This window comes from Devosia sp. (genome assembly GCF_028290625.1).
Lineage (GTDB): Bacteria > Pseudomonadota > Alphaproteobacteria > Rhizobiales > Devosiaceae > Devosia.
This window is the reverse complement of sequence record NZ_JAQGJM010000035.1, coordinates 50,031-72,959: the sequence shown is the minus strand read 5'-3', so window position 1 is coordinate 72,959 and position 22,929 is coordinate 50,031. Positions and strand designations below refer to the sequence as shown.

The 22,929-nt window shown below is 63.5% G+C and carries 31 protein-coding genes; 16 read left to right on the top strand and 15 right to left on the bottom strand.

Translation table 11 applies throughout. The features are described from left to right. Window positions 1–30: 30 nt before the first annotated feature. The 10 genes from hisB to JWR51_RS19585 all read left to right on the top strand — a co-directional run bounded on the left by hisB (window position 31) and on the right by JWR51_RS19585 (window position 6,343). Window positions 31–651 (top strand): imidazoleglycerol-phosphate dehydratase HisB, encoded by a 621-nt coding sequence (hisB, locus tag JWR51_RS19630; RefSeq protein WP_299751541.1) that lies wholly within the window; start codon window positions 31–33, stop codon window positions 649–651. 229 nt (window positions 652–880) lie between these two features. Next, window positions 881–1,225 carry a DUF2628 domain-containing protein gene (locus JWR51_RS19625; protein WP_299751538.1) on the top strand — a complete coding sequence of 115 codons (345 nt, stop codon included), beginning with the start codon at window positions 881–883 and terminating at the stop codon, window positions 1,223–1,225. Continuing rightward, window positions 1,222–1,866: an imidazole glycerol phosphate synthase subunit HisH gene (gene hisH / locus JWR51_RS19620; RefSeq protein ID WP_299751535.1), complete on the top strand. Its 645-nt coding sequence runs from the start codon at window positions 1,222–1,224 to the stop codon at window positions 1,864–1,866. Before JWR51_RS19625 ends, hisH begins: the two co-directional genes overlap by 4 nt. Continuing rightward, complete coding sequence (gene hisA, locus JWR51_RS19615) at window positions 1,863–2,594, top strand: 1-(5-phosphoribosyl)-5-[(5-phosphoribosylamino)methylideneamino]imidazole-4-carboxamide isomerase (RefSeq protein WP_299751532.1); 732 nt, start codon at window positions 1,863–1,865, stop codon at window positions 2,592–2,594. Before hisH ends, hisA begins: the two co-directional genes overlap by 4 nt. After that, the gene (locus JWR51_RS19610) at window positions 2,591–2,920 is read left to right on the top strand and encodes a hypothetical protein (protein WP_299751530.1); all 330 of its coding nucleotides are present in this window, start codon (window positions 2,591–2,593) and stop codon (window positions 2,918–2,920) included. Before hisA ends, JWR51_RS19610 begins: the two co-directional genes overlap by 4 nt. Continuing rightward, complete coding sequence (locus JWR51_RS19605; protein ID WP_299751527.1) at window positions 2,917–3,159, top strand: hypothetical protein; 243 nt, start codon at window positions 2,917–2,919, stop codon at window positions 3,157–3,159. The genes JWR51_RS19610 and JWR51_RS19605 overlap by 4 nt, the downstream gene beginning before the upstream one ends. 55 nt (window positions 3,160–3,214) lie before the next feature. After that, window positions 3,215–4,045: an imidazole glycerol phosphate synthase subunit HisF gene (gene hisF / locus JWR51_RS19600; protein WP_299751525.1), complete on the top strand. Its 831-nt coding sequence runs from the start codon at window positions 3,215–3,217 to the stop codon at window positions 4,043–4,045. Window positions 4,046–4,235: 190 nt separating this feature from the next. Beyond that, on the top strand, window positions 4,236–4,556 hold the full coding sequence (locus JWR51_RS19595; protein WP_299751523.1) for a phosphoribosyl-ATP diphosphatase: 321 nt from the start codon (window positions 4,236–4,238) through the stop codon (window positions 4,554–4,556). After that, window positions 4,556–5,506 carry a type I pantothenate kinase gene (gene coaA, locus JWR51_RS19590; protein WP_299751521.1) on the top strand — a complete coding sequence of 317 codons (951 nt, stop codon included), beginning with the start codon at window positions 4,556–4,558 and terminating at the stop codon, window positions 5,504–5,506. The genes JWR51_RS19595 and coaA overlap by 1 nt, the downstream gene beginning before the upstream one ends. A 69-nt stretch (window positions 5,507–5,575) precedes the next feature. Then, a complete protein-coding gene (locus tag JWR51_RS19585) occupies window positions 5,576–6,343 on the top strand; it encodes a TIM barrel protein (RefSeq protein ID WP_299751518.1) in 768 nt (255 codons plus the stop codon). A gap of 214 nt (window positions 6,344–6,557) precedes the next feature. On the opposite strand, the gene JWR51_RS19580 is transcribed toward JWR51_RS19585, so the two are convergent. Then, window positions 6,558–7,577, bottom strand: coding sequence for an adenosine kinase (locus JWR51_RS19580; RefSeq protein WP_299751515.1), 1,020 nt, complete (start codon window positions 7,575–7,577; stop codon window positions 6,558–6,560). 66 nt (window positions 7,578–7,643) lie between these two features. Further along, the gene (locus tag JWR51_RS19575; RefSeq protein ID WP_299751512.1) at window positions 7,644–8,231 is read right to left on the bottom strand and encodes a TetR/AcrR family transcriptional regulator; all 588 of its coding nucleotides are present in this window, start codon (window positions 8,229–8,231) and stop codon (window positions 7,644–7,646) included. Between the two features lie 75 nt (window positions 8,232–8,306). Between JWR51_RS19575 and JWR51_RS19570 the strand changes: the two genes are divergently transcribed. Further along, window positions 8,307–8,756 carry a DUF2214 family protein gene (locus tag JWR51_RS19570; RefSeq protein WP_299751509.1) on the top strand — a complete coding sequence of 150 codons (450 nt, stop codon included), beginning with the start codon at window positions 8,307–8,309 and terminating at the stop codon, window positions 8,754–8,756. A 144-nt stretch (window positions 8,757–8,900) separates the two neighbouring features. Here the strand turns inward: JWR51_RS19570 and nth are convergent, their stop codons facing one another. Then, the gene (gene nth, locus JWR51_RS19565; protein WP_299751506.1) at window positions 8,901–9,572 is read right to left on the bottom strand and encodes an endonuclease III; all 672 of its coding nucleotides are present in this window, start codon (window positions 9,570–9,572) and stop codon (window positions 8,901–8,903) included. Between the two features lie 44 nt (window positions 9,573–9,616). Between nth and JWR51_RS19560 the strand changes: the two genes are divergently transcribed. Together JWR51_RS19560 and JWR51_RS19555 are read left to right on the top strand one after the other, a co-directional pair. Further along, a complete protein-coding gene (locus JWR51_RS19560) occupies window positions 9,617–10,099 on the top strand; it encodes a DUF2244 domain-containing protein (protein ID WP_299751503.1) in 483 nt (160 codons plus the stop codon). An 86-nt stretch (window positions 10,100–10,185) separates the two neighbouring features. After that, window positions 10,186–11,055, top strand: a complete 870-nt coding sequence (locus tag JWR51_RS19555) for a bifunctional helix-turn-helix domain-containing protein/methylated-DNA--[protein]-cysteine S-methyltransferase (RefSeq protein WP_299751500.1) — start codon at window positions 10,186–10,188, stop codon at window positions 11,053–11,055. A 24-nt stretch (window positions 11,056–11,079) separates the two neighbouring features. On the opposite strand, the gene JWR51_RS19550 is transcribed toward JWR51_RS19555, so the two are convergent. The 3 genes from JWR51_RS19550 to dapB are packed head-to-tail and all read right to left on the bottom strand — an operon-like array spanning window position 11,080 to window position 12,989. Continuing rightward, the gene (locus tag JWR51_RS19550) at window positions 11,080–11,694 is read right to left on the bottom strand and encodes a 2,3-bisphosphoglycerate-dependent phosphoglycerate mutase (RefSeq protein WP_299751497.1); all 615 of its coding nucleotides are present in this window, start codon (window positions 11,692–11,694) and stop codon (window positions 11,080–11,082) included. A gap of 14 nt (window positions 11,695–11,708) precedes the next feature. After that, window positions 11,709–12,146: an EVE domain-containing protein gene (locus JWR51_RS19545; RefSeq protein WP_299751494.1), complete on the bottom strand. Its 438-nt coding sequence runs from the start codon at window positions 12,144–12,146 to the stop codon at window positions 11,709–11,711. Between the two features lie 3 nt (window positions 12,147–12,149). Continuing rightward, window positions 12,150–12,989 carry a 4-hydroxy-tetrahydrodipicolinate reductase gene (gene dapB, locus JWR51_RS19540; protein WP_299751491.1) on the bottom strand — a complete coding sequence of 280 codons (840 nt, stop codon included), beginning with the start codon at window positions 12,987–12,989 and terminating at the stop codon, window positions 12,150–12,152. 138 nt (window positions 12,990–13,127) lie between these two features. Between dapB and JWR51_RS19535 the strand changes: the two genes are divergently transcribed. After that, entirely contained in the window at window positions 13,128–13,478 is a 351-nt protein-coding gene (locus JWR51_RS19535; RefSeq protein ID WP_299751488.1) for a VOC family protein, read from the top strand. 379 nt (window positions 13,479–13,857) lie between these two features. Here the strand turns inward: JWR51_RS19535 and pyrF are convergent, their stop codons facing one another. After that, a complete protein-coding gene (pyrF, locus tag JWR51_RS19530) occupies window positions 13,858–14,556 on the bottom strand; it encodes an orotidine-5'-phosphate decarboxylase (protein ID WP_299751486.1) in 699 nt (232 codons plus the stop codon). 61 nt (window positions 14,557–14,617) lie between these two features. On the opposite strand from pyrF, the gene JWR51_RS19525 reads away from it, so the two are divergent. Then, window positions 14,618–14,875: a TfoX/Sxy family DNA transformation protein gene (locus JWR51_RS19525; protein ID WP_299751483.1), complete on the top strand. Its 258-nt coding sequence runs from the start codon at window positions 14,618–14,620 to the stop codon at window positions 14,873–14,875. Here JWR51_RS19525 and JWR51_RS19520 read toward each other — a convergent pair. Both JWR51_RS19520 and JWR51_RS19515 read right to left on the bottom strand, forming a co-directional pair. After that, window positions 14,865–15,473, bottom strand: a complete 609-nt coding sequence (locus tag JWR51_RS19520) for a histidine phosphatase family protein (RefSeq protein WP_299751480.1) — start codon at window positions 15,471–15,473, stop codon at window positions 14,865–14,867. The two genes, JWR51_RS19525 and JWR51_RS19520, sit on opposite strands and share 11 nt — an antisense overlap. Before the next feature lie 6 nt (window positions 15,474–15,479). Then, window positions 15,480–16,025 carry an NADPH-dependent FMN reductase gene (locus JWR51_RS19515; protein WP_299751477.1) on the bottom strand — a complete coding sequence of 182 codons (546 nt, stop codon included), beginning with the start codon at window positions 16,023–16,025 and terminating at the stop codon, window positions 15,480–15,482. Window positions 16,026–16,154: 129 nt separating this feature from the next. Here JWR51_RS19515 and JWR51_RS19510 point away from each other — a divergent pair, with 129 nt between their 5' ends. Continuing rightward, entirely contained in the window at window positions 16,155–16,562 is a 408-nt protein-coding gene (locus JWR51_RS19510) for a VOC family protein (protein WP_299751474.1), read from the top strand. A 145-nt stretch (window positions 16,563–16,707) separates the two neighbouring features. On the opposite strand, the gene dnaJ is transcribed toward JWR51_RS19510, so the two are convergent. The 6 genes from dnaJ to JWR51_RS19480 all read right to left on the bottom strand — a co-directional run bounded on the left by dnaJ (window position 16,708) and on the right by JWR51_RS19480 (window position 22,906). Next, the gene (gene dnaJ / locus JWR51_RS19505; protein ID WP_299751471.1) at window positions 16,708–17,850 is read right to left on the bottom strand and encodes a molecular chaperone DnaJ; all 1,143 of its coding nucleotides are present in this window, start codon (window positions 17,848–17,850) and stop codon (window positions 16,708–16,710) included. A gap of 214 nt (window positions 17,851–18,064) precedes the next feature. Continuing rightward, a complete protein-coding gene (locus tag JWR51_RS19500; protein ID WP_299751468.1) occupies window positions 18,065–19,114 on the bottom strand; it encodes an alpha/beta hydrolase fold domain-containing protein in 1,050 nt (349 codons plus the stop codon). A gap of 283 nt (window positions 19,115–19,397) precedes the next feature. Continuing rightward, on the bottom strand, window positions 19,398–19,859 hold the full coding sequence (locus JWR51_RS19495; protein WP_299751465.1) for a hypothetical protein: 462 nt from the start codon (window positions 19,857–19,859) through the stop codon (window positions 19,398–19,400). 102 nt (window positions 19,860–19,961) lie between these two features. Then, the gene (locus JWR51_RS19490) at window positions 19,962–20,246 is read right to left on the bottom strand and encodes a hypothetical protein (RefSeq protein WP_299751462.1); all 285 of its coding nucleotides are present in this window, start codon (window positions 20,244–20,246) and stop codon (window positions 19,962–19,964) included. A gap of 168 nt (window positions 20,247–20,414) precedes the next feature. Further along, window positions 20,415–22,328, bottom strand: a complete 1,914-nt coding sequence (dnaK, locus tag JWR51_RS19485; protein WP_299751459.1) for a molecular chaperone DnaK — start codon at window positions 22,326–22,328, stop codon at window positions 20,415–20,417. Window positions 22,329–22,573: 245 nt separating this feature from the next. Beyond that, complete coding sequence (locus JWR51_RS19480) at window positions 22,574–22,906, bottom strand: hypothetical protein (RefSeq protein WP_299751456.1); 333 nt, start codon at window positions 22,904–22,906, stop codon at window positions 22,574–22,576. Between the last annotated feature and the right edge of the window lie 23 nt (window positions 22,907–22,929).

Here is a 22,929-nt window from a genome sequence, read left to right as displayed (position 1 = left end):
GCAACGCATTCTTTATCGCCAATCGTGTACATGCTAAGGCACCCCGCCAACCCGGAGTCCTCCATGCGCACCGCTGAGATTGCCCGCAAGACCAACGAGACGCAGATTACCGTCTCGCTCAACCTCGACGGCACCGGCACGCACTCCATGGCGACCGGCATCGGCTTTTTCGATCACATGCTCGACCAGCTCTCGCGCCACTCGCTGATCGATATGAGGGTCGTGGCGACCGGCGACCTGCACATCGATTTCCACCACACGGCGGAAGACGTCGGCATCGCCCTGGGCCAAGCCTTCCTCAAGGCGCTCGGTGACAAGAAGGGCATCCGCCGCTACGCCAGCGTCGACCTGCCGATGGATGGCACGCTGACCCGCGCCGCCGTCGACGTCTCCGGCCGCCCGTTCCTCGTCTTCCGCGCCGCCTTCTCCGCCCCCAAGATCGGCGAGATGGATACCGAGCTGTTCCGCGAATTCTTCCAGGCTTTCGCGATGAATGCCGGCATCACGCTGCATCTCGAAAACTTCTACTTCGACAACAACCACCATCTGGCCGAGTCGATGTTCAAGGCCGTTGCCCGCGCCCTGCGCGATGCCGTCGAGATCGATCCCCGCCAGGCCGATCGCATCCCCTCGACCAAGGGCACGCTCTAAAAGCCATTGTCGCCCCACCCACCGTCCTTCCCGCGGACTTGATCCGCGGGCCACTCCCGGCGACCACCATGTCCGGCGTGTGCTGCGACAGGCTCGCGGGTCAAGCCCGCGAGAAGGCCGGTGGTAGTCTGCCGATCAAGGGGCGAAGCCGCATGCAGCGGCCAACCCTTCCAACGCCGCCCGATATGTCTTAAGTGCACATGATCCGGCCTTGCCGCATGGAAACGCCATGACCCTCTTTGCCATCTACGAACGCCAGTCCGCCGCCCCGGCCGCCATCCCCGAAAAATTCTCGTGGGCTGCCTTCCTGCTGCCGCCTATCTTCGCGCTGGTCCATGGCCTCTGGCTTGAATTGATCGCTTATGCGGTCACCGTCATTGCCCTCGGGTTTGCCGCCACCATCCTCGGCGGTGCCGCTACGGTCTGGCTCTACTTCCTCTTCGTCCTCTGGATCGGTTTCACGGCTCCCAGCCTGCGCCGCCATGCCCTGCATCGTCGCGGCTGGACCCATCATGGCGACCGCGTCGCCGCCGCCCCCGATCTTGCGACCCTCTCCTGGCTGGAATCCAAATGAGCCTCGTTACCATCATCGATTACGGCTCGGGCAATCTGCGCAGCGCCGCCAACGCCTTCGAGCGCCAAGCCGCGCTCATGGATAATCCCCCCGAGATCCTCGTCACCGCCGACCCCGAAAAGGTCCGTGCCGCCGATCGCATCGTGCTGCCCGGCGTCGGCGCCTTCGCCGATTGCGCCGCCGGCCTCAATGCAGTCCCCGGCATGCGCGACGTGCTGGAAGACCGCGTCATCCGTGGCGGCACGCCCTTCCTCGGCATCTGCGTCGGCATGCAATTGCTCGCCACCGAGGGCCGCGAAAAGGCCATCACCCCCGGCCTCGGGTGGATCGATGGTGCGGTGGTCCACCTGACCCCGTCCGATCCGACCCTCAAGATTCCCCACATGGGCTGGAACACGCTGACCATCGCGCGGTCCCACGCACTCCTCGCCGGCATCCCAGAAGGCCTGCACGCCTATTTCGTGCACTCCTATCACCTGCAGACCGACCGCGATGACACCCGTATCGCCACCACCGATTACGGCGGGCCCGTCACTGCCATCGTCGGCCGCGACAACATTTTCGGCACGCAGTTCCACCCCGAAAAAAGCCAGGCACTCGGCCTGGCCCTCATCTCCAACTTCCTGACCTGGTCCCCATGATTCTGTTCCCCGCCATCGATCTCAAGGACGGCCAGTGCGTTCGCCTCAAGCTGGGCGACATGAACCAAGCCACCGTGTTCAATGACAGCCCCGCCGCCCAGGCAAAACTGTTCGAAGACCAGGGCTTTGAATACCTGCACGTCGTCGATCTCAATGGCGCCTTCGCGGGCGAGAGCGTCAACGGCGCCGCCGTCGAGGCCATCATTGGCGCGGTGAAATTCCCCGTCCAGCTCGGTGGCGGCATCCGGACCATGGCTCATATCGACGCCTGGCTCAGCCGTGGCATTTCCCGTGTTATCCTCGGCACCATCGCGGTGCGCGATCCCGCTTTGGTCCGCGAAGCTGCCAAAGCCTTTCCCGGCCAGATCGCCGTCGGCATCGACGCCCGCGCCGGCATGGTCGCCGTCGAGGGCTGGGCCGAAACCTCCGAGCTCTCCGTCATCGAACTCGCCAAGCGCTTCGAAGGCGCTGGCGTCGCCGCCATCATCTATACCGACATCGACCGCGACGGGATTCTCGCCGGCATCAATTGGGAGGCCACCCTCAAACTCGCCGAGGCCACCGCCATCCCGGTGATCGCCTCGGGCGGCCTCGCGTCCATGGCTGATATCGCCACCCTCGCCGATCCGAAATATCGCGCCCTCGAAGGCGCCATTTCCGGCCGCGCGCTCTACGACGGCCGCATTGATTCACGTGAAGCACTCGCTTTGCTCAAGGCCGCCGCATGAACGAGGCGATCCGCCAGCGCCGCTTTCCCTGGTGGGTCTATTGGACGTCGTTGGTCTTCATTGTCATTTTTGCCCTGTGGCCGATTGCCTCGCTGGTCTCGGCCTCGATGATCGCGCAGTCCAATGGCTGCCTCGTCGATGAGGGGAGCGTTCACCCCTGCATGATCTCGGGCGAGGATTGGGGCGAAAATCTCTACACCATGGCGGTGCTCGGCTGGCTCATGCTGGCCACCGTGCCGCTTGGGCTGGGCGCCTCCATCGTCTGGCTGATCGTCCTCATCATCCACCACGGCGCCTGGGTCCGCAGCAACCGGTCCGCGCCATGACGGACCCTGCCCCCAGACCAGTCCGCCAGCGCCGCTTTCCCTGGCGGGTCTACCTGGTCCTGCTAGCGCTGATCTTGCTGCTCACGATTTTTCCGTTCTTCATGATGGTGAGTGACCCCAACCTCGGCGTCCTGCTCGTCATCACCGCGCCGCTCGGCATGGGCGCAGTGATGGTCTGGGGCATCACGCTTGTCATCCACCGCCTCGCCTGGGGCCGCCACAACCGGCCCGTTCCCTGACTGGCATTCCCGCCGCTTCGTCCCTATCTTGGTCGTCGAACAAGGACTTTTCTCCGTGACCCTCAAGACCCGCCTCATCCCCTGCCTCGACGTCAAGGACGGTCGTGTGGTCAAGGGCGTGCAGTTCGTCGACCTGATCGATGCCGGCGACCCGGTGCAAGCTGCTATCGCTTATGATGCGGCCGGCGCCGACGAACTCTGCTTCCTCGATATCGCTGCCAGCCACGAGGGCCGCGACACCATTTTTGATGTCGTCGAGCGCGTGGCCGCGCATTGCTTCATGCCCGTCACCGTCGGCGGCGGCGTGCGCACCATCGAGCATATCCGCAAGCTGCTGCTGTCGGGCGCCGACAAGGTCGCGATCAATTCGTCCGCGGTCAACGAGCCCGATTTCATCGCCCGCGCTGCCGACAAGTTCGGCAACCAGTGCATCGTCGTCTCGGTCGATGCCAAGCAGCGGCTCGACCGGCGCCTGGGTGGCGACAACAAATCCGAATGGGAAGTCTTCACCCATGGCGGCCGCAAGGCCTCGGGCCTCGACGCGGTTGAATTCGCCGTCCGCATGGTCGAACTCGGCGCCGGCGAATTGCTGGTCACCTCGATGGATCGCGACGGCACCAAGTCCGGCTTCGATATCGCCCTGACCCGCGCCATCACCGATGCGGTCAATGTCCCGGTCATCGCCTCGGGTGGCGTCGGCAATCTCGATCACCTGGTCGAAGGTGTGCAGCAAGGCCATGCCAGCGCCGTGCTGGCCGCGTCCATCTTCCACTTCGGCACCTACACTATCCCCCAGGCCAAGCAGTATCTCGCCGACCATGGCATTCCCGTCCGCATGGACTTGACTGCGACCGATAGGGCAAATCGCTCCGGTGGAGCGATTTGAGCAGGCAAGGCCATGAGAGCTACGCTCGAATGGCTAGCAGCTTAGGTCTAGGTGACTGCGCCGGCGATTTACGCTAACGGTCCCCCAATCTCGATGTCATCCCCGCGCAGGCGGGGACCCATCTTGAGATCTCGGGATAGGCCCCGGCCTGCGCCGGGGTCACATCCGGTGTTTTTGGAAAGCTCGACGCATGCCCTTTACCCTTGACGACCTCGATGCCCGCATCGCCCTGCGCGCGGCCGCCTCTCCCGATGAGAGCTACACCGCCAAGCTGATTTCGCGCGGCGTCGAAAAGTGCGCTCAGAAGCTCGGCGAGGAAGCCACCGAGGCGGTCATTGCCGCCGTCATGGACAAACCGGGCGAACTCGCCAAGGAAGCCGGCGACGTCCTCTATCACCTGCTGGTGCTGCTGCGCGCCACGGGTGTGCCTCTGTCCGACGTCATGGACGTGCTCGAATCCCGCCAGTCCCAGTCCGGCCTTGCCGAAAAAGCGTCGCGGAAACCGTCCTGATGACCAAGCGCCGCCCGGTTCTCGCCCCCTACCATAGCTTCACCAAGGCCCAGTGGTCGGCCCTCCGCGCCGACGAGCCGATGACGCTCGACGCCGCCGACATCGAGCGCCTGCGCACCCTCAGCGATCCGATCTCGCTGGAAGAGGCCGAAGAGGTCTATCTGCCGCTGACGCGCCTACTCTCGTTTTACGTCGAGGCCGTGCAGGGCCTGCACAATGTATCGACCCGCTTTCTCGAAACCCCCGACCAGAAGGTGCCCTTCATCATCGGCGTCGCCGGCTCGGTGGCGGTGGGCAAGTCGACCACGGCGCGTATCCTGCGCGCGCTGCTGCAGCGCTGGCCCTCCAGCCCCAAGGTCGATCTGGTCACCACCGATGGCTTCCTGATGCCCAATGCCGTGCTGACCGAACGCGGCATCATGCAGCGCAAGGGTTTCCCCGAAAGCTACGATCGCGGTCGCTTCGTGCAGTTCCTTGCCGATATCAAATCGGGCAAGGGCAATGTCGCGGCGCCGGTCTATTCGCATCTGGTCTACGACATTGTCCCCGACCAGCAGGTGGTCATCGACCGCCCCAATATCCTGATCGTCGAGGGGCTGAACATCCTGCAGCCGGGCGAACTCCCCAAGACCGGCAAGCCGATCCTCTTCGCCTCCGACTTCATCGATTTCTCGATCTATATCGACGCCGACGACGAGGACCTGGAGTCCTGGTTCATGGAGCGCTTCTTCAAGCTGCGCGAAACCGCCTTCCGCGACCCCACCTCGTTCTTCCGCCGCTTTGCGGCCATGAGCAAGGACGAGGCCGGCGCCTTCGGCAAAATGGTCTGGGAAACCATCAACCTGCCCAACCTGCGGCAGAACGTCGTGCCCACCCGCGGCCGCGCCGATCTGATCCTCAAGAAGGGCAAGAGCCACGCCATCGAAGACGTGAAATTGCGTCGCGTTTAGCGCATCGCGCGAAAAAGTGGGAACCGGTTTTCGCATTCAGCGATGTGCCGACAAAAGGGAGCCAAAAATATGCGCTACTCCGCTTGCATCGACATGCTGTTCGTGCCCGAAAGGGCCGATCCGGCGGAGCGCATCCGTCTGGCCAAGGCCGCCGGGTTCGATGCGGTGGAATTCTGGCTCTGGTCCAACAAGAACCTCGACGCCATCGAGGACGCCCTGGGCGAAACCGGGCTGACCCTGGCCGGCATCGTTGCCGAACCTTTTGCCGAATTGACCCGCACCAGTGACCACCAGCGCTTCTTCGACGGCCTCGCCCAAAGCCGCGACGTCGCCTTGCGCCTCGGCGCCAAAATGCTGATCGCCCAGGGCGGTCCCGAACTGTCCGGCGTGTCCCGTGCTTCCCAGCACGATGCGCTGGTCGAAGCGATGTCCGGCTCAGCCGATGTGCTCAAGGGCAGCGGCCTGCGCCTCGGCCTCGAGCCGCTCAACACCCGCGTCGACCACAAGGGCTATTACTTGAGCTCGACCGCTGAAGGTCTCGACATCGTCAACGCCGTCAACCGTCCCGAAATCGGCCTGACCTACGACCTCTACCATTCCATGGTGATGGACGAAGTTCCGCAGGAGGTCATGGCCGGTCACATCGATCGCATCGTTCACCTGCACATCGCCGATCATCCCGGCCGCAACCAGCCTGGCACGGGTGGGCTCGCGCTGGCCAGCGCCGTGAATTGGCTGGCGGACAATGGCTACGAGGGATTCGCAGGACTGGAATATCGCCCGATCGGAGATAGCGCGGCGTCATTCGAGCAGACCAAAGCCGCGCTGAGGGCCTAACGCTCCCTCCTTTGGGAAGGCATGCGACCATCATGCCGATAGAGCTCCCGCCTTCCCGCGGACTTGATCCGCGGGCCTGCCGCCGCTTGCGTCGAGTTGAGAATGGCCCGCGGGTCAAGCCCGCGGGAAGAACGGTGGATGAGGAAATCTCAAGCTAGATCCGTTGATCTGCTCCCCACACAGGTGGGGTGAAGGACACCTTCGCTACCGTAGACTACCCATCCAGCGCCTGCGCCAGCCCATGCTCGCGCGCCAACCCAGCCAGATCCAACTGCGGCCGCGCCCCGACATGCGAGATCACTTCGCTCGCCGCCAGGCATCCGGTCTTGAGCGCTGACTCCAGCGTCTGCCCCCGCGCCATGCCCAGCAAAAATCCTGCCGCAAACAAATCCCCTGCCCCCGTCGCATCCACCACTTTGTCGATCGGGAACGCCGGCACCGAAGTCACTTCGCCGTCACAAATCACCATGGCGCCATCCGCGCCCATGGTGATGGCCGCCAGCTCGCAATCCTTGGCAATCTGCCGCACGGCCTCGCCCAGGTCCTGGGTCTGATACAGCGACTTCAGCTCATGCACATTGGCATAGACGTGGTCCATGGTCTTGGAGCGCATCAGGTCCAAAAATTCGTCGCGATAGCGATCGACGCAGAACGGATCGCTCAGAGTGAAGGCTGCAGCGCGCTCGTTCTTGTGGGCATAATGGGCCGCCAGCACGAAGGCCTTCTTGGCCTCCTGCGGGTCCCACAAAAAGCCCTCCATATAGGTGATTTCGGCGCCGCCGATTTCGTCCTCGATAATGTCGACTTCGGTCAATTGCTGGCAGGCGCCCAGATAGGTATTCATGGTACGCTCGCCATCGTCTTCCGACACGAAGATCATCGAGCGCGCGGTGGGCGCCCCATGGATCAGCCGCGTGGTGGCATAGTGCACGCCGATGGCGTGGAAATCCTGCTGAAAGAAGTCGCCCAGCGCGTCGTCCGCCACCTTGCCCACGAAGGCCGCGCGGCCACCCAGGGAGGCGACGCCAGCGGCCGTATTGGCGGCACTACCGCCCGAAATCTGCTGCTTGTCCGTCGGCATCCGCCCATAGAGATCGAGCGCCCGGTCGGCGTCGATCAGGTGCATGATGCCCTTTTTCATTCCCTCGGCTTCGATGAACCCTGCTTTGGCCGGCGCGATGATATCGACGATCGCGTTACCGATGGTCAGGACGTCGAAGCGGGACTGGGCCATTGGGGCTCGCTCTGGAAGATATTGGGACCGGGCCGATGTAACGGAACGCCCCGTTGCGCGCAACGATTATGCGGCGTCGAAGCCGGTTTTGTCGGCAAGCACCGCTGCGATCAGCGCGCCGATATCCTCATTGGGACGCAGCGCGATCTGCCCATCCAGCAGCAGCACCGCCAGTCCATGCACCTGCGCCCACGCCTTGAGCGCCGCAATCCTCTTGTCGCCCTCCGGCAGGGCCGCCGTTACGGCGCGCAGCGTATCAAACGCCGCATCGGCGGCCATGCGCAGCCCCGGCCGGTTGTCGCGCTTGAGGTCGGGCGAAAACATCAGGCGGAACAGGTTTGGATTGGCCAGCGCGAAACGCACATAGGTCTGCCCCATCGTGGCGATGCGCTGCTCCGGCGCGCTGTCGCGTTCGGCCTCACCCATCATCCGGCTGAACCGCTGATAGCCAGTGATAGCCAGCGCCTCCAGCAGCGCGATCTTGCTGTCGAAATGCCGGTACGGGGCCGCGGCCGACACCCCCACCACCCGCGCCAGTTCGCGCAGCCCGAGCCCGGCCGCGCCCTCGGCCTCCAGCATCTCCATGGCGGCGTCCAGCAATGCCCGCCGCAGGTCGCCATGATGATACCGGCCCGAGATTGGCGAAGTTGACACTGCTCACATCCTGCTCTATTTATGTGTGCACTGTTAACATGACGCCAGCCCGATGCAAGCCGACCGGAGACACAAATGCTCGATCTCGACCTGACCTTCGCCATTCTCCACCACATCGCAGTGTTCACCCTGGTGGGCATCCTTGCGGCCGAATTCGCCCTGCTCCGTCCCGGCATTGCGGGCTCGCGCCTCAGCCAGCTCGCCAGCGTCGATCGCCTCTACGGCATGGTCGCCGGGCTGGTCATCATCATCGGCGTGTTGCGCGTCTTCCTCGGCGGCAAGGGCTGGGAGTTCTATGTCGCCAGTCCCAGCTTCTGGGCCAAGATGGTTGCCTTCCTCGCAATCGGCCTGCTGTCGATCCAGCCCACCAGGGCGCTGGTCAAATGGGGCAATGCCCTCAAGGCCGATTCCGGCTTCGTGCCGCCGGCCGGCGATATCGCCGCCAGCCGCCGCTTCATCAACGCCCAAGTGGTCATCCTGATCCTGATCCCGATTTTCGCGGCAGCCATGGCGCGGGGGTATTAGCGCCTGACGGGGAACCCGCACCGGCCTGGTCCCCCTCGCCCCTCCGGGGAGAGGGTTAGGGTGAGGGGACCTTGCGATATTACGCAGAAAGACCCCTCACCCGACGCTGCGCGTCGACCTCTCCCCAAAGGGGCGAGGTGAGACTCACTCCTTGGGCGCCGGCGTCTTCGGCTCGAACCGGCACCATTCGGCAATAATACAGCGCCAGCATTCCGGCTTGCGCGCCTTGCACACATAGCGTCCGTGCAGGATCAGCCAGTGATGGGCGTGCAGCAGATAGTGCTCCGGCACCGCCTTGATCAACGCCATCTCGACCTGCAAGGGGTTTTCGCCCGGTGCCAACCCGGTGCGATTGCCGACCCGAAACAGATGCGTGTCCACCGCGATGGTGGGCTGCTTGAAGAAAATATTGAGCACCACATTACCGGTCTTGCGCCCCACGCCGGGCAGTGCCTCCAGCGCCTCGCGCCGATCCGGCACTTCGCCATTGTGCCGCTCGATCAGCAATTGGCTGAGCGCGAACACGTTCTTGGCCTTGGTGCGATAAAGCCCGATTGTCTTGACCAGTTCCTCGATTCGCTCCGGTCCCAGCGCCACCATCGCCGCGGGGCTGGGCGCCAGTTCGAACAGTTTCTTGGTCGCCTTGTTCACGCCCACGTCAGTGGCCTGCGCCGATAACACCACCGCGACCAGCAGCGTGAAGGCGTTGATGTAGTCCAGTTCCCCCTTGGGCTCGGGATTATCGCGCTCGAAGGCTGCGAAAATGGATTCCACATCGGCCGGCGGAAGCCCCTTCAATTTTTTGCCCTTGGCCATTCTCACTCCGGTGATTCTGCGGCTATACTGAACAAGAGAAGCACATGCCCATGCAAGCAACCACCACTGCGCCGCTGTTCGCGGCGGAACTGACGCCCCACCGGTCGCTGACGCCGCGCGGCCTGCGGATCGTTATTGCCCTGGTGGTCGCGCTCGCCGCACTGCCCGGCCTGATTTTCTTTTCGCTCGGCGCCTGGCCGGTCGTCGGCTTCATGGGCCTCGACGTCATTGCCATCGCCTTTGCGCTGCACACCGCGATGCGGGGCGAAAAGCGCCGCCAGCAGTTGACCCTATGGTCCGACCGGCTTGAGCTGGTCGCCACCGATATCAAGGGCACCGTCGCCAAAAGCCAATTTAACCCCAAGACAGTCCGCCTGGTGATCGACCGCGATTTCAACGAGCGCACCACGGCTCTCAAGCTACGCACCTCCAAGGGCGAGACGGAGATCGGCGCCTTCCTCACCCAGGACGACAAATCCAGCCTCGCCAAGGCTTTCGGCACCGCCCTGCGCAAGGCCCGCGGCTAGCCCTTCTTGCCGTCAAAACCGGGTCGCATTCCCCCCGCCCGCGCGCCTAGATATCCCCCATGACAATCCCACGCATGGGTGTTCAAATGAACCAGATGATCACGGCCACGCCCCAAACCGATTACGAGACCATCCAGGCCGCCATCCGCTATCTCAGCGAGAACGGCCCCGATCTGCTCGACCTGCCCCGCTTTGCCCGCGCCATGGGCCTCAGCGAGCGGCAGCTCACCGACCTGTTCCGCCGCTGGTGTGGCCTCAGCCCCAAGAGCTTTGCCCAGGCGGTGGCGCTTGACCATGCCAAATTCCTGCTGCGCGATCGCCAGAGCGTGCTCGACACCACCTATGAGGTCGGCCTGTCCTCGACCTCGCGGCTGCATGATCTGTTCGTGACCTACGAGGCCATGCCTCCGGGAATTTTCCGCGCTGGCGGCGCCGGGCTCGACATGATCTGGGGTGTCGGTCCGTCACCCTTCGGCATGGCGGTGGTTACCGCCACCGAATACGGCATGTCCGGCCTCGGCTTCGCCGACGGCCAGACCACCATCGAGGAAGCTTTCCAGGACCTCGCCCAGCGCTGGCCCAATGCCCGCTTCACCCGCGACGATGCCCGCGTCGCCCCGATGATCGCGCAGGCGTTCGATCCGGCGCAATGGTCCGCCGACCGCCCGGTGCGGGTCGTGCTGATCGGCACCGATTTCGAAGTCAGCGTCTGGGAAACTCTGCTCAAGATTCCCGTGGGCTGCGCCACCACCTATTCCAAGGTCGCCCAGGATATTGGCCGCCCCACCGCTTCGCGCGCCGTTGGCGCCGCGGTGGGCAAGAACCCGATCTCCTTCGTCGTCCCCTGCCACCGCGTCGTCGGCACCTCCGGCGCCCTCACCGGCTACCACTGGGGCGTTCCTCGCAAGAGGGCTATCCTCGGCTGGGAAGCAGGCGTGATCTCCGCCGCGCACTAGGCGCGGCGGGATTCACGTGAAACGCTAAATCTCCACCCGTGCTTCCAGTTGCCCCTCTGCGCCGATCTGGTAAACCACCGGCTCCCCGGTCGCCAGTTCGCGCTTGAGGATCTGCTCGGGCGTCAGCCCCTCAACCGCCATCACGATCGAGCGCAACGAATTGCCATGCGCCGCCACCAGCACGGTCTTGCCCGCCTTCAACAGCGGCACGATCGCGCTCTCATAATAGGGCAGCGTGCGGGCCGCGGTATCCTTGAGGCTCTCGCCTCCCGGCGGCGGCACGTCGAACGAGCGGCGCCAGATCAGCACCTGCTCTTCGCCCCATTTGACGCGCGCATCGTCCTTGTTGAGCCCGGTAAGGTCGCCATAATCGCGCTCGTTGAGCTTCAGCGAGCGCGTGATCGTCACCTCGGTGATCCCCATTTCCTCCAGCATCAGGTCCAGCGTGTGCTGGGCCCGGCGCAGGTTGGAGGTGAAATAGATGTCCGGCACATAGCCCTTGGCCTTGAGCTTGACGCCGGTCGCCCGCGCCTCGCCGATCCCCTTCTCCGTCAGGTCCGGATTGCGCCAGCCGGTGAACAAGTTCTTGAGGTTCCAGTCGCTTTCCCCGTGGCGCACGAGGATCAGGGTGCCGGTCATGCTAAAAGTCTCCGTCAGTGGATCTGGTTGGCCACGCCCATGGCTTCGGCGATCAGCGCAAAATCGCCGGCCTCCACCCTGAACAGCGATTTGCGAAAGTACATGCCCCAATGGCTTGGATTGGTCACGAAGGAAAGCTGCGGCAGCAGCAAATAGATATCGGCTTCTTGCGCGTCGAGAAATCGCGCCGACCGCCGCCAGCCGGTGTCATCGACGCCCATTTGCATCTGCACGGGCTCGCCGTCCAGCACCTGCCCGATTGCCGTGAACCGTCGAACGGCGTCGGCCTTGCCCAGCGTTTGCGTCGGCGAATAATAGGCGAACCAGTCGCCCGGCTGCACCTGCCTGACCGCGCTATGCTTGCCATGCGCGAACATCACGAACCCCTCGGCGACGCCAACCATCACATGGCCCCGCGCCGCGACGCCGATCCAGTGTGTCGGCGCGCTCATCGCTCAGAGCCCCAGCACGTCGGCCATGGAATAGAGCCCCGGCTTCTGGTCCCGCGCCCACAGCGTCGCCCGCGCCGCGCCATGCGCAAAGATTGCCCGGTCCTCGGCGCGATGGTTCAGTTCGATCCGCTCCGATGGCCCGGCAAAGATCACGCTGTGATCGCCCACCACGGTGCCGCCGCGCAGCGTCGCAAAGCCGATCGTACCCTCTTCGCGCGGCCCCGTATGGCCGTCGCGCACGCGTACCGAATGCGAAGCTAATGAAATCTCGCGCCCCTCGGCCGCCGCATGTCCCAATAGCAGCGCCGTGCCCGACGGCGCGTCCACCTTCTTGGCATGATGCATTTCGAGGATTTCGATATCGTACTGCGCCAACACTGCGGCCGCCTGTTTGACGAGGCTCGCCAGCACATTGACCCCCATCGAGAAATTTCCCGATTTGACGATTGTCGCGCCGGCCTTGCCCGCCTCGGCAATCGCCACGTCATCGCCTTCCGAACAGCCGGTGGTGCCGATCACATGGATCAGCCCCAGCTTGGCGGCCTTTTGCGCCAGCGCCACGCTGGCGGCCGGCGCGGTAAAATCGATCACCGCATCAGCGTCCGCCAAAGCCGCATCCAGATTGTCGGTGATGGTCACGCCCAGCACGCCGATCCCGGCGAACAACCCTGCGTCCTGCCCGATGGCGGGCGTACCCGGCCGGTCGACTGCGGCATGCAGGCTCAACCCGCTTCCCGCCACCGCGCCATGCACGGCCAGGCCCGACAGTGCCGCCACGGCGCGAATATTGGCCGCGCCCATGCGCCCGCCCGCACCGGCAATAACCACCTTGAGATCGGCCATGGCAAAGTCTCCAGCAATAGCAATATTCGGCTCCGGCTATACCAGCGCGCTTTGCCAACACCAAGCCACACTTGTAGGTAAGAGGAAGCTTCGCCACATGCTAGACTCTCGCCGTGTTTGCCGCATGAAGGACTGCCTATGACCATCACCAATGCCCTGGCCGGTGTCGCCGTTGATGATTTGGCGACTGCCCTGCCCTGGTACGAACAGATGTTCGGCCGCAGCGCTGACGCGCGCCCCATGGCCGACGTGGCGGAATGGAAATTCTCCACCGGCGGCTGGGTGCATGTCTTCACCGACGCCGACCGCGCCGGCGCGTCTTCGGTCACCCTGATCGTCGATGACCTGGCGTCGCATGTCTCGGCGCTCGAAACCAACGGCATCACCCCCGTCAGCAAGCGCATCGGCGACTACGTCAAGACCGCCATCTACCGCGACCCCGACGGCAACCAGCTGATTTTCACCCAGCCGTTGAAGAATACGTATTAGGGGAATTTGCGAGTGAGTTGCCCGCCGTAGGACACAATCTCACCTCCCCACCGCCCTTCCCGCGGACTTGATCCGCGGGCCACTCTCAAAAGGGCACAAGCGGCGAAAGGCCCGCGGATCAAGTCCGCGGGAAAGTACCGTGGTTGGAATGCCGCCTTTTCTTCTCCCCATCGGGAAGAAGGTGGCGCGCAGCGCCAAATGATGGGACTCCGCCCCACTCGCCAAGTGCGACGGGAGATGCTCCTCACCTCTCCCTTCGGGGGAGAGGTCGACCCCTTGGGTCGGGTGAGGGGGCCTTTACTGGGTGAGTGTTTGGGAAGGCCCCCTCACCCGTCTTGCTTTGCAAGCCGACCTCTCCCCCGACGGAGAGGTGAAGACCCTAAGCTACCCTCACTCCGCCCGCCATCTCCGCCAAAATCGCCCTTGCAGCCACCGCCGGATCGGCGGCCTGGATAATCGGTCGCGCCACCACCAGGTGCGTCGCGCCGGCCGCCAGAGCCTCCGCCGGCCCCATCACCCGCTTCTGGTCGCCATGATCGGAACCTGCCGGACGAATCCCCGGCGTCACGATGGCCAGCTTCGGCCCCACAATGGTGCGGACCATCTCGGCTTCATGCGCCGATGCCACCAGCCCGCCAATGCCCGCGTCGCGCGCCTGCTGCGCCCGCAGCGCCACCAGCCCCGAGGCATCGCGCTCGTAGCCGGCTTCCTTGACGTCCGCATCGTCCATCGATGTCAGCACCGTCACGCCCAGCACCATCAGCCCGGACCCGGCCGCGGCCTTGGCTGCCGCCCGCAGGGTCTTGGGATAGGCGTGCACGGTCAGCATCGCCGCCCCGGTCGCGGCGATCGCCGCCACGCCCTTTTCCACCGTGTTGTCGATATCGAGCAGCTTGAGGTCGAAGAACACGCTCTTGCCCGCCGCGATCAAATCCTTGCCCAGCGCGTACCCGTCCGCGCCATAAAAGCACTGATAGCCAATCTTGTAGAACTGCACATCGTCGCCCAGCGCTGCCACGATCTTCTCAGCTTCGGCGCGCGAGGAAACGTCGAGGCCAACGATCAGTTGTCCGCCCATGGCTTGATTCTCCCTGTGGATCGGTTTTCACTCGCACACCCTGTGCCCGGAGACAACCGCCATGGCAGAGATTGAATCGGCCCCCAATATCGGCAAGGTACTGGGCAAGCGCCTGCGCACGGTCGGCATCGACAGCCGCGAAACCCTGGATGCGCTGGGTGAAGATGCGGTGTTCAGCCGCCTGATCGCCGAGTTTCCCGAGGACGCCTGTGCGCATACCCGCCGCGCCATTGCGGGCGCCGTGCGCGGTATTCGCCATTGGGATCTGGACGCCGCAACCGTCGCACAAATCGAAAAAGACTACCCGTCTAGCCGCTGATCATTTCGCGCGTCAGCGCTTCCATCGGCGTCCAGTCGCAATATAGCTTTCGCGCCTCAAGATCGAACACGAAGCCATTGCCGCCGCCCGGATCGGCCATCCGTCGCTGATCTTCGGAGCGGGCAATGGTCCATCCGCCCAAATAGCATTTGAGCAGCGTACCCACCGCGCCATGTCCGCAAAACACCATGGCCTGCCCCGGCCGCACCCGCTCCATCGCCTTGCCAACCGCGCCGACGATCCGCCGCTGCGCGTCGATCGCCCGCTCCCAGCCATCCACGCTTTCCATTGGCGCAGCAAAAAATCGGTCCGCCGTCACCTCGAATTTGTCCGGCGGCAAGAAGCCCATCGCCGAGCGATCGTTCTCCCCCATCGCCGGATCGGTGATCACCGCACCGCCCCAACTTGCCGTGATGATATCGGCCAGCTCCACCGCCTTGCGCTCATCGCTAGAAAAAACCACCGCCCCCTCGGCAATCAGCCCCCGCGCCGCGAACGCTTCCGCGCGGGCACGTCCAACCTCCGACAGCCCCCATTGCGGCACCGGCACATCAGGATCGACCATGACCTGCGGATGGGTGATGTAGAGCGCGCGCATCAAAGCTCAGCCCCGGCTGAAATGGGTCAGTTCATGCACAATAGTCTCGACCTTGCGGATGATCGCCGGCTCTACCGGCGCGCCGTCAGCGTCGAAGGCCTCATCTGCCGGCCCGATGCCGAGCAGAGTCGGAACTACCAACGCGCCGATCTTGCTCAGGCTGTCGCGCAGATGGCTCAGCCCAAAGATGGTGCCATATTTGCCCGTGCTCACCCCGCCAATCCCAAACACCGGGTGGCGGAACGGGCTGGGCCGCTGCCGGCTCAGCCAGGCCAAGGTATTGACCGTCAGCGGCGTCAGCCCGCCATTATATTCGGGGCTGGCCCAGAACACGATATCATGGCTGGTGAATAGCGCCGCCAGCTTCGCCGCCGCTGCCGGCACGTGCTCGGCTTCGAGGTCCTCGCTAAACAGCGGCAACTCGTAATCGGCCAGGCTGATGGCCGTGACCTTCACTCCAGCCGCCTCCAGTTGCGTGCCGATATGGTGTTGCAACATCTGGTTCAGCGATCCCTTGCGGGTCGAGCCGGAAAGCGTAAGCGCGGTGGTCATGAAGCGTCATCCTGGTGAGGAGGTGACACTGCCCGCCGCCGCGCTGCGCCGCAAGGGTGAGCAAGCCTCTTGCCAGTCGCAACACAATCAGTTAAGTAAATGCCTTAGTGATAATCCGAGGAGACAGTCATGGCCACCAATATTTTCGTCAATCTGCCGGTCCGCAATCTCGATGCGTCCAAGGCTTTCTTCGGCGCGCTCGGCTTCACCTTCAACGCGCAGTTCACCGACGAGACCGCCGCCGCCATGGTGATCGACGAGAACATTTTCTCCATGCTGCTGACGCACGAAAAGTTCGCCCAGTTCACCTCCAAGACCATCGCCGACGCCCATACCAGCAGCGAAGTCCTGATCGCGCTCAGCCGCGACAGCAAGGAAGCCGTCATCGCACTGTTCGACAAAGCCATCGCCGCCGGCGCCACCGAAGCGCGCCCCGGCGACGACTACCGCTTCATGATGAGCCGCGCGTTTTCCGATCTCGACGGTCACATCTGGGAAATCATGTGGATGGACCCCAGCTTCGTCCAGCCAAGCTGAGTGACGGTGCCACGCCCTCGTGGTTCGAGGGTCGGCTACGCCTCCCACACCTCACCATGAGGGCTACTTTAAAGCTCGGTTCCAGCAGTAGTCCTCATGGTGAGGTGCGAGCCCTTGCGAGCCTCGAACCACGAGGGCGTGCCCCCTAAGCCCCAAACATCGTCTTCAATTTTGCGAAAAACCCATCCGAGGTCGGATTGGTCTCTTCCGTCGTCAGCCGCTGGAACTCCTCCAGCAGCTCCCGCTGCTTGCGGCTCAAATTCTGCGGCGTCTCGATATCGAGCTGCACATACAAATCGCCGGTGTCCTTGCTGCGCAGCACCGGCATGCCCTTGCCCTTGAGCCGCACGCGCTGGCCCGGCTGCGTGCCGGCCGCGACTTTGACCTTGGCCCGCATCGCATCGAGCGTTGGCACTTCGAACTCGCCGCCCAAAGCCGCGGTGGTCATGGCGATCGGCACACGGGCATAAAGGTCCGCCCCGTCGCGCTGGAACAGATCGTGCGGCCGCAACGAGATGAAAATATACAGATCACCGGGTGGGCCGCCGCGTAGCCCCGCCTCGCCCTCATTGGCCAGCCGAATGCGGGTGCCGTCCTCGATCCCTTTTGGAATATCGACCGAAAGCTTCCGGTTTTCCTGCCGCCGGCCCTGGCCGCCGCAATCGGTGCAGGGCTGGTCCATCATCTGGCCACGGCCCTGGCAGACCGGGCAGGTCCGCTCGATGGTGAAAAATCCCTGCGCCGCGCGCACCTTGCCATGGCCGTTGCACTGGCGGCAGGTATGGGTGCCGGTCCCGGGCTTGGCGCCATTCCCATCGCAGGTAGTGCAGCTCACCAGCGTCGGCACGTCGATCTCGACGGTTTGGCCGGCAAAGCTTTCTTCCAGCGAGATTTCGAGGTTATAGCGCAGGTCCGAGCCGCGCAGCTTGGCGGCCCCGCCGCCGCCCTGACCACGGCGCCCGCCCATGAAGTCGCCAAAAATATCGTCGAAAATATCGGACATTGAGGAGGTGAATTCCGGCCCGAAGCCGGCCGCTCCGGCCGCAGGTCCGCGCCCGCCATTCTCAAAAGCCGCGTGCCCGAACCGGTCATAGGCGGCGCGCTTCTGGCCGTCTTTCAGCGTCTCATAGGCTTCGCTCAGTTCCTTGAACTTGCCTTCCGCTTCGCTATCGCCGTGATTGCGGTCGGGGTGATACTGCATCGCCAGCTTGCGATAGGCGCTCTTGAGCACCGCATCGTCGGCGTCCTTGGCAACGCCGAGCACCTCGTAGAAATCACGTTTGGCCAAGAATTTTTCTCCGAAAGCCATGCCGGCGCCGGCCCGTCGCGATCCCCAATGGACCGCGCCAAAACCAACGCCTCACTAGAAGAGACCTGAAACTTACCCCCTAGATGGCAATCGACCGCGCCTCCCGCAAGGGGAAGCCAGGCCCACCAGACCAAATGAGTAGCGCCCGCTCCATATCAAGCGCGGGCCGCCGCATCAACTGGAGTTCGGATAGTCAGCCGCGACGACCGCGGCCAAACACCTGGTTCAGTGCCTCGGCGGCCTCCGATTGGGCGAACAGTGCCTTGGTGACGATCAGCCCCAGCCCGAAAAAGCCCTGCGTCACGCCCTCATGCACGGTGCAGGTGACGTTGACGCCGGCGGCCTCCAGCGCTTCGGCCAGCGCCTCGCCCTCCGACCGCAGCGGATCGATCTCCGCCAGGATTATGGTCGCCGGCGCCACGCCCGCCAGGTCTGCCCGCGACGCCAGATCGATGCGCGGATCGCTCATCTGCTCGCGATCCTCCAGCTCGTGCCGCATCCGCCACTGCATGCCCGGCATGCCGATCGGCCGCGCCCGCAGCGTCTCGCCATAGGAGGGCCGGCTCATGTCGCTGCCGGCAATCGGGTGGATCAACAATTGCGCCAGCGGCTGGGTGAAATGGGCGTCCCGCGCCATCAATGCCACGTTCAGCGCCAGATTAGCCCCCGCATCCTCACCAGCCACAGCGATCCGCCGCGGATCGCCGCCCAGCTCACGCGCCGCGCCCACCAGCCAGCGCCAGGCCGCATAGGCGTCCTCATGCGCGGCCGGAAATTTGTGCTCAGGTCCCAGCCGATAGTCGAGCGACACCACAATAGCCCCGGTCCGCCGCGCCAGGGCGCGCGCCGAGGCATCATGCATGTCCAGATCCCCGGTGACGAAACCGCCACCGTGGAAATAGGCGATCATCGGGTTGAGCCGGCTCAGCAGGCCGACCGGCCGATAGACGCGCGCCGCCAGATCGTCCTCGGCGCCTTTGAATGTGATGTCTTCGGTGCTGACGCCATCCTCGCTGGGCGCCCGCCCCTGCCGCGCCATGATGGCGCTGATGGCGTCGATCATCTTGGGTTGGCGCCGTGCCGTGTCGGGGCTGCTCTGCTCGAGCGGCCGCGCGCCCAGCTCCGCCAGCGCCTCGATCACGTGTCTCATATCGGTATCGAGGCGGTCCATCGGATTGCCGTGGATCAGTTCGGCAAGCCGGCCGATTCCGCCGGATTCAGGATTGCTGGCAATGTCGCTCATGGTGGCCTCGCTGCGCTTTCAACAGTGCCGCCCCCCAGCGACATCTCCTTCGAGCCCCATAATGGGCCGAGATTGGGGCGCGATCTGGCCCTTTTCGGGATTTGTCGGCATTTACAGCCGTTTACCAGGCAACAAAAAACCCGGGATCACTCCCGGGTCGGATGCTGATTCACGTGAAACTCAGAGCCGCCCGCCTGCGGGAAAATTGCTCCGGTGGAGCAATTTTAGGCGAGGAGGCCATGAGAGCTATGCTCGAATGGCCCAGGCTCCAGGCAAACTCGACTTACGCGGCTTCCAGCGCCTCGGCGCTGACATTGTGCTCCATCAGCTTCTTGCGCACGGCATTGACCGCGTCGACGCTGAACAGCTCTTCATTGCGCATCACGATGGCTTCGCTCGACAGGTCCGCGCGGCCATGCTCGACCAGCGTGGCAAAGCCGTCCGACATTTCGGGCTCCATCGCCGCATCTGCCAAAACCTTCTGGGCGCCGACACGCTTGTGCTTGGCGCGGATCTTGGTGAGCTTGGAGGTCTTGCCCTTGATCGCGGTGTTGAATTCCTCGGCCGCGCTCAGGGCGGTCCAGAATTCGCGCTCGATACCCTTTTCATGGGTATTGCCGACCAGCTCGGCAATGCGCAGCTGGCAATTGAAAACGAGATCGGGATAGCCGAGGCGGACGGCATTGGCCATCAGCTTGCGCAGTTTTTCGGGATCGGTGAAGGTTTTGGGGTCTGGAATGTTCATCCCCCACCATAGGACAGTTTGGGCGATAAACCTAGAACAAAGGCAAAATACGCGAATCGGAGCGAAGTCAAGGTGAACACGGACCGCTGGACCCATCCAGCCCTAAGCCGATGGCTCGGACGCCTGCCGATGGAACGATGACGACGGCATGATCCCGCCCAGCCAGGCAATCTTGCCCACCATGGCGATCACGAAGGCCAGCCAGCAGAACGGCGAGCCGATCGCCACGATGTAATCATAGACCGCGGCCCCATAATTTCCCGATCCCGGCGGCCAGTATGACCACGCCAGCAGCCCGGCCGTAACCGCGAGACCGGCCAGATACCACCGCCACCCCGGCATGAAGGTCAAAACGATTGTCGATGTGAGCAAAATCAGCAGTGGCATGGTGCGTCCCCCGAAGCCCCACCTTGATATCAGGCGCCCGTAAGCCCTCCGTGCGAGAAATCCTCGCAATTTTAACGCTGCCATTATCCTCTCGTTAACCGCCCCGCCGCGGCCAACAAAAAAGCCCGGGATCGCTCCCGGGCTTCGTCATTCAATCCAATACGGCGATTAGGCGGACTTCTTGTTGTCGTCGTCCTTGACCTCTTCGAAGTCGGCGTCGACCACGTCATCATCGTCGTCTTCCGCATCGCCGGCAGCCTGTGCCTCAGCTTCGGCCTGGCTAGCCTTGTACATGGCCTCGCCCAGCTTCATCGAAGCCTGCGCCAGCGCGTCGGTCTTCTCGCGGATCACTTCGGCGTCGTCGCTGTCAAGTACGCCGCGCAGATCAACGATTGCCGCTTCGATCGCAGCCTTGTCTTCGGCCGAAACCTTGTCGCCATATTCCTTGACCGATTTCTCGGTCGAGTGGATCAGCGATTCGCCCTGGTTCTTGGCTTCGACGGCTTCGCGCTTCTTCTTGTCGGCCTCGGCGTTCTGCTCGGCTTCCTGCACCATCTTTTCGATGTCGGCGTCAGACAGACCACCCGAAGCCTGGATGCGGATCTGCTGCTCCTTGCCGGTGCCCTTGTCCTTGGCCGACACGTTGACGATGCCGTTGGCGTCGATATCGAAGGTCACTTCGATCTGCGGCACGCCGCGCGGTGCCGGCGGAATGCCAGCGAGGTCGAAATTGCCGAGCAGCTTATTGTTCGCCGCCATTTCGCGCTCACCCTGGAACACCCGGATGGTCACGGCCGACTGGCTATCTTCGGCCGTCGAGAACGTCTGGCTCTTCTTGGTCGGGATCGTGGTGTTGCGATCGATCAGGCGCGTGAACACGCCACCGAGGGTTTCGATACCCAAGGAAAGGGGCGTCACGTCCAGCAGCAGCACGTCCTTGACGTCGCCCTGCAGCACGCCGGCCTGGATCGCAGCGCCCAGCGCCACGACTTCGTCCGGGTTCACGCCCTTATGGGGTTCCTTGCCGAACAGCTGCTTGACGACTTCCTGCACCTTGGGCATGCGGCTCATGCCGCCAACCAGCACAACTTCGTCGATCTGGGCTGCGGTCAGGCCCGCATCCTTCATCGCCAGCTTGCATGGCTCGATGGTCTTCTGGATCAGGTCGTCAACGAGGCTTTCGAACTTCGAACGCGACAGCTTCAGCGTCAGATGCTTCGGACCCGAGGCATCGGCGGTGATGAAAGGCAGGTTGATTTCGGTTTGGGTCGAGCTCGAGAGTTCGATCTTGGCCTTTTCGGCAGCTTCCTTGAGGCGCTGCAGAGCGAGCTTGTCGGAGCGGAGGTCGATGCCCTGCTCTTTCTTGAACTCGTCGGCAAAGTAGTCGACCAGGCGCATGTCAAAGTCTTCGCCACCCAGGAACGTGTCGCCATTGGTGGATTTGACTTCGAACACGCCGTCGCCGATCTCGAGGATCGACACGTCGAACGTGCCGCCACCAAGGTCGTAGACCGCGATGGTGCCGGAGTTTTTCTTGTCGAGGCCATACGCCAGAGCGGCCGCGGTAGGCTCGTTGATGATGCGCAGCACCTCAAGGCCGGCAATCTTGCCCGCGTCCTTGGTGGCCTGGCGCTGAGAATCGTTGAAATAGGCCGGAACCGTAATGACGGCCTGCGTGACGGTCTCGCCGAGATAGCTTTCAGCGGTTTCCTTCATCTTCTGCAGGATCATGGCCGAAACCTGCGAGGGCGAATACTTTTCGCCCGAGGCTTCCACCCATGCGTCGCCATTGTCGGCGGCGACGATCTTGAACGGCACCAGGTTCTTGTCCTTGCCCACCACCTTGTCGTCGTAACGGCGCCCGATCAGGCGCTTGACGGCAAACAGCGTGCCTTCAGGATTGGTGACCGCCTGGCGCTTGGCCGGCTGGCCCACAAGGCGCTCGCCGTCCTTGGAGAACGCCACCATCGACGGCGTGGTGCGCGCGCCTTCGGCATTCTCGATCACTTTGGGGTTCGAGCCGTCCATCACTGCGACGCAGCTATTGGTGGTCCCGAGGTCGATACCGATAACTTTAGCCATTACTATGCCTCTCTTTCAGCAAACCCATGTTGAAACCCCTCTCTCGAAGCAGTCTCGCGGCCGTTGCCGGCCGGGCTCCCTTGCAAGTTGAATGTGCCCATTACGGGGCCTGGGGCGTATATAGGGGGGTCGCAGTTGGGCTTCAAGCGCGCAAACGGTGTTTGACACCGTCACCGGGCCCCCATCGGCAAGAAAAAGCCCACCCCGGCAGGATGGGCCTAATTGCAAACGGCGCGCCCAATGGCCTAGTCGTTGAGCGTGTAGGAGTTCAATTCGCAGATATTGATGCCTGGCACTACCAGTTCGGCCCCGGTATCCATCACGAACTTGAAGTCGTATTCGCACTCAGTCTCGCCATCGCCGATAGTCACGGTGCCGCTGTAGCCTGCCTCCAGCGTACCATCATCGCCCAGCAGGTCCCCGCCCCAGTTGGTATCATTGCTGGGCGACGTATAGAAATAGTGCAGCGCATAGGAGCTGTTGTTGATCAGTTGGAATTCCACGGATTCGGCCATGGCCGGAACCGCGCCCACAACAAGCGCCATGGCGGCCAGGCCGCCCATCAGTACTTTGCTCATGAATTAACCCCCCAAGGCCGATC

Bases quoted from the DNA above. Each gene is read 5' to 3' on its own strand.
- hisB (WP_299751541.1), top strand. From the start codon at position 31: ATGCTAAGGCACCCCGCCAACCCGGAGTCCTCCATGCGCACCGCTGAG.
- JWR51_RS19625 (WP_299751538.1), top strand. From the start codon at position 881: ATGACCCTCTTTGCCATCTACGAACGCCAGTCCGCCGCCCCGGCCGCC.
- hisH (WP_299751535.1), top strand. From the start codon at position 1,222: ATGAGCCTCGTTACCATCATCGATTACGGCTCGGGCAATCTGCGCAGC.
- hisA (WP_299751532.1), top strand. From the start codon at position 1,863: ATGATTCTGTTCCCCGCCATCGATCTCAAGGACGGCCAGTGCGTTCGC.
- JWR51_RS19610 (WP_299751530.1), top strand. From the start codon at position 2,591: ATGAACGAGGCGATCCGCCAGCGCCGCTTTCCCTGGTGGGTCTATTGG.
- JWR51_RS19605 (WP_299751527.1), top strand. From the start codon at position 2,917: ATGACGGACCCTGCCCCCAGACCAGTCCGCCAGCGCCGCTTTCCCTGG.
- JWR51_RS19595 (WP_299751523.1), top strand. From the start codon at position 4,236: ATGCCCTTTACCCTTGACGACCTCGATGCCCGCATCGCCCTGCGCGCG.
- coaA (WP_299751521.1), top strand. From the start codon at position 4,556: ATGACCAAGCGCCGCCCGGTTCTCGCCCCCTACCATAGCTTCACCAAG.
- JWR51_RS19585 (WP_299751518.1), top strand. From the start codon at position 5,576: ATGCGCTACTCCGCTTGCATCGACATGCTGTTCGTGCCCGAAAGGGCC.
- JWR51_RS19580 (WP_299751515.1), bottom strand. From the start codon at position 7,577: ATGGCCCAGTCCCGCTTCGACGTCCTGACCATCGGTAACGCGATCGTC.
- JWR51_RS19570 (WP_299751509.1), top strand. From the start codon at position 8,307: ATGCTCGATCTCGACCTGACCTTCGCCATTCTCCACCACATCGCAGTG.
- nth (WP_299751506.1), bottom strand. From the start codon at position 9,572: ATGGCCAAGGGCAAAAAATTGAAGGGGCTTCCGCCGGCCGATGTGGAA.
- JWR51_RS19560 (WP_299751503.1), top strand. From the start codon at position 9,617: ATGCCCATGCAAGCAACCACCACTGCGCCGCTGTTCGCGGCGGAACTG.
- JWR51_RS19555 (WP_299751500.1), top strand. From the start codon at position 10,186: ATGAACCAGATGATCACGGCCACGCCCCAAACCGATTACGAGACCATC.
- JWR51_RS19550 (WP_299751497.1), bottom strand. From the start codon at position 11,694: ATGACCGGCACCCTGATCCTCGTGCGCCACGGGGAAAGCGACTGGAAC.
- JWR51_RS19545 (WP_299751494.1), bottom strand. From the start codon at position 12,146: ATGAGCGCGCCGACACACTGGATCGGCGTCGCGGCGCGGGGCCATGTG.
- dapB (WP_299751491.1), bottom strand. From the start codon at position 12,989: ATGGCCGATCTCAAGGTGGTTATTGCCGGTGCGGGCGGGCGCATGGGC.
- JWR51_RS19535 (WP_299751488.1), top strand. From the start codon at position 13,128: ATGACCATCACCAATGCCCTGGCCGGTGTCGCCGTTGATGATTTGGCG.
- pyrF (WP_299751486.1), bottom strand. From the start codon at position 14,556: ATGGGCGGACAACTGATCGTTGGCCTCGACGTTTCCTCGCGCGCCGAA.
- JWR51_RS19525 (WP_299751483.1), top strand. From the start codon at position 14,618: ATGGCAGAGATTGAATCGGCCCCCAATATCGGCAAGGTACTGGGCAAG.
- JWR51_RS19520 (WP_299751480.1), bottom strand. From the start codon at position 15,473: ATGCGCGCGCTCTACATCACCCATCCGCAGGTCATGGTCGATCCTGAT.
- JWR51_RS19515 (WP_299751477.1), bottom strand. From the start codon at position 16,025: ATGACCACCGCGCTTACGCTTTCCGGCTCGACCCGCAAGGGATCGCTG.
- JWR51_RS19510 (WP_299751474.1), top strand. From the start codon at position 16,155: ATGGCCACCAATATTTTCGTCAATCTGCCGGTCCGCAATCTCGATGCG.
- JWR51_RS19500 (WP_299751468.1), bottom strand. From the start codon at position 19,114: ATGAGCGACATTGCCAGCAATCCTGAATCCGGCGGAATCGGCCGGCTT.
- JWR51_RS19495 (WP_299751465.1), bottom strand. From the start codon at position 19,859: ATGAACATTCCAGACCCCAAAACCTTCACCGATCCCGAAAAACTGCGC.
- JWR51_RS19490 (WP_299751462.1), bottom strand. From the start codon at position 20,246: ATGCCACTGCTGATTTTGCTCACATCGACAATCGTTTTGACCTTCATG.
- dnaK (WP_299751459.1), bottom strand. From the start codon at position 22,328: ATGGCTAAAGTTATCGGTATCGACCTCGGGACCACCAATAGCTGCGTC.
- JWR51_RS19480 (WP_299751456.1), bottom strand. From the start codon at position 22,906: ATGAGCAAAGTACTGATGGGCGGCCTGGCCGCCATGGCGCTTGTTGTG.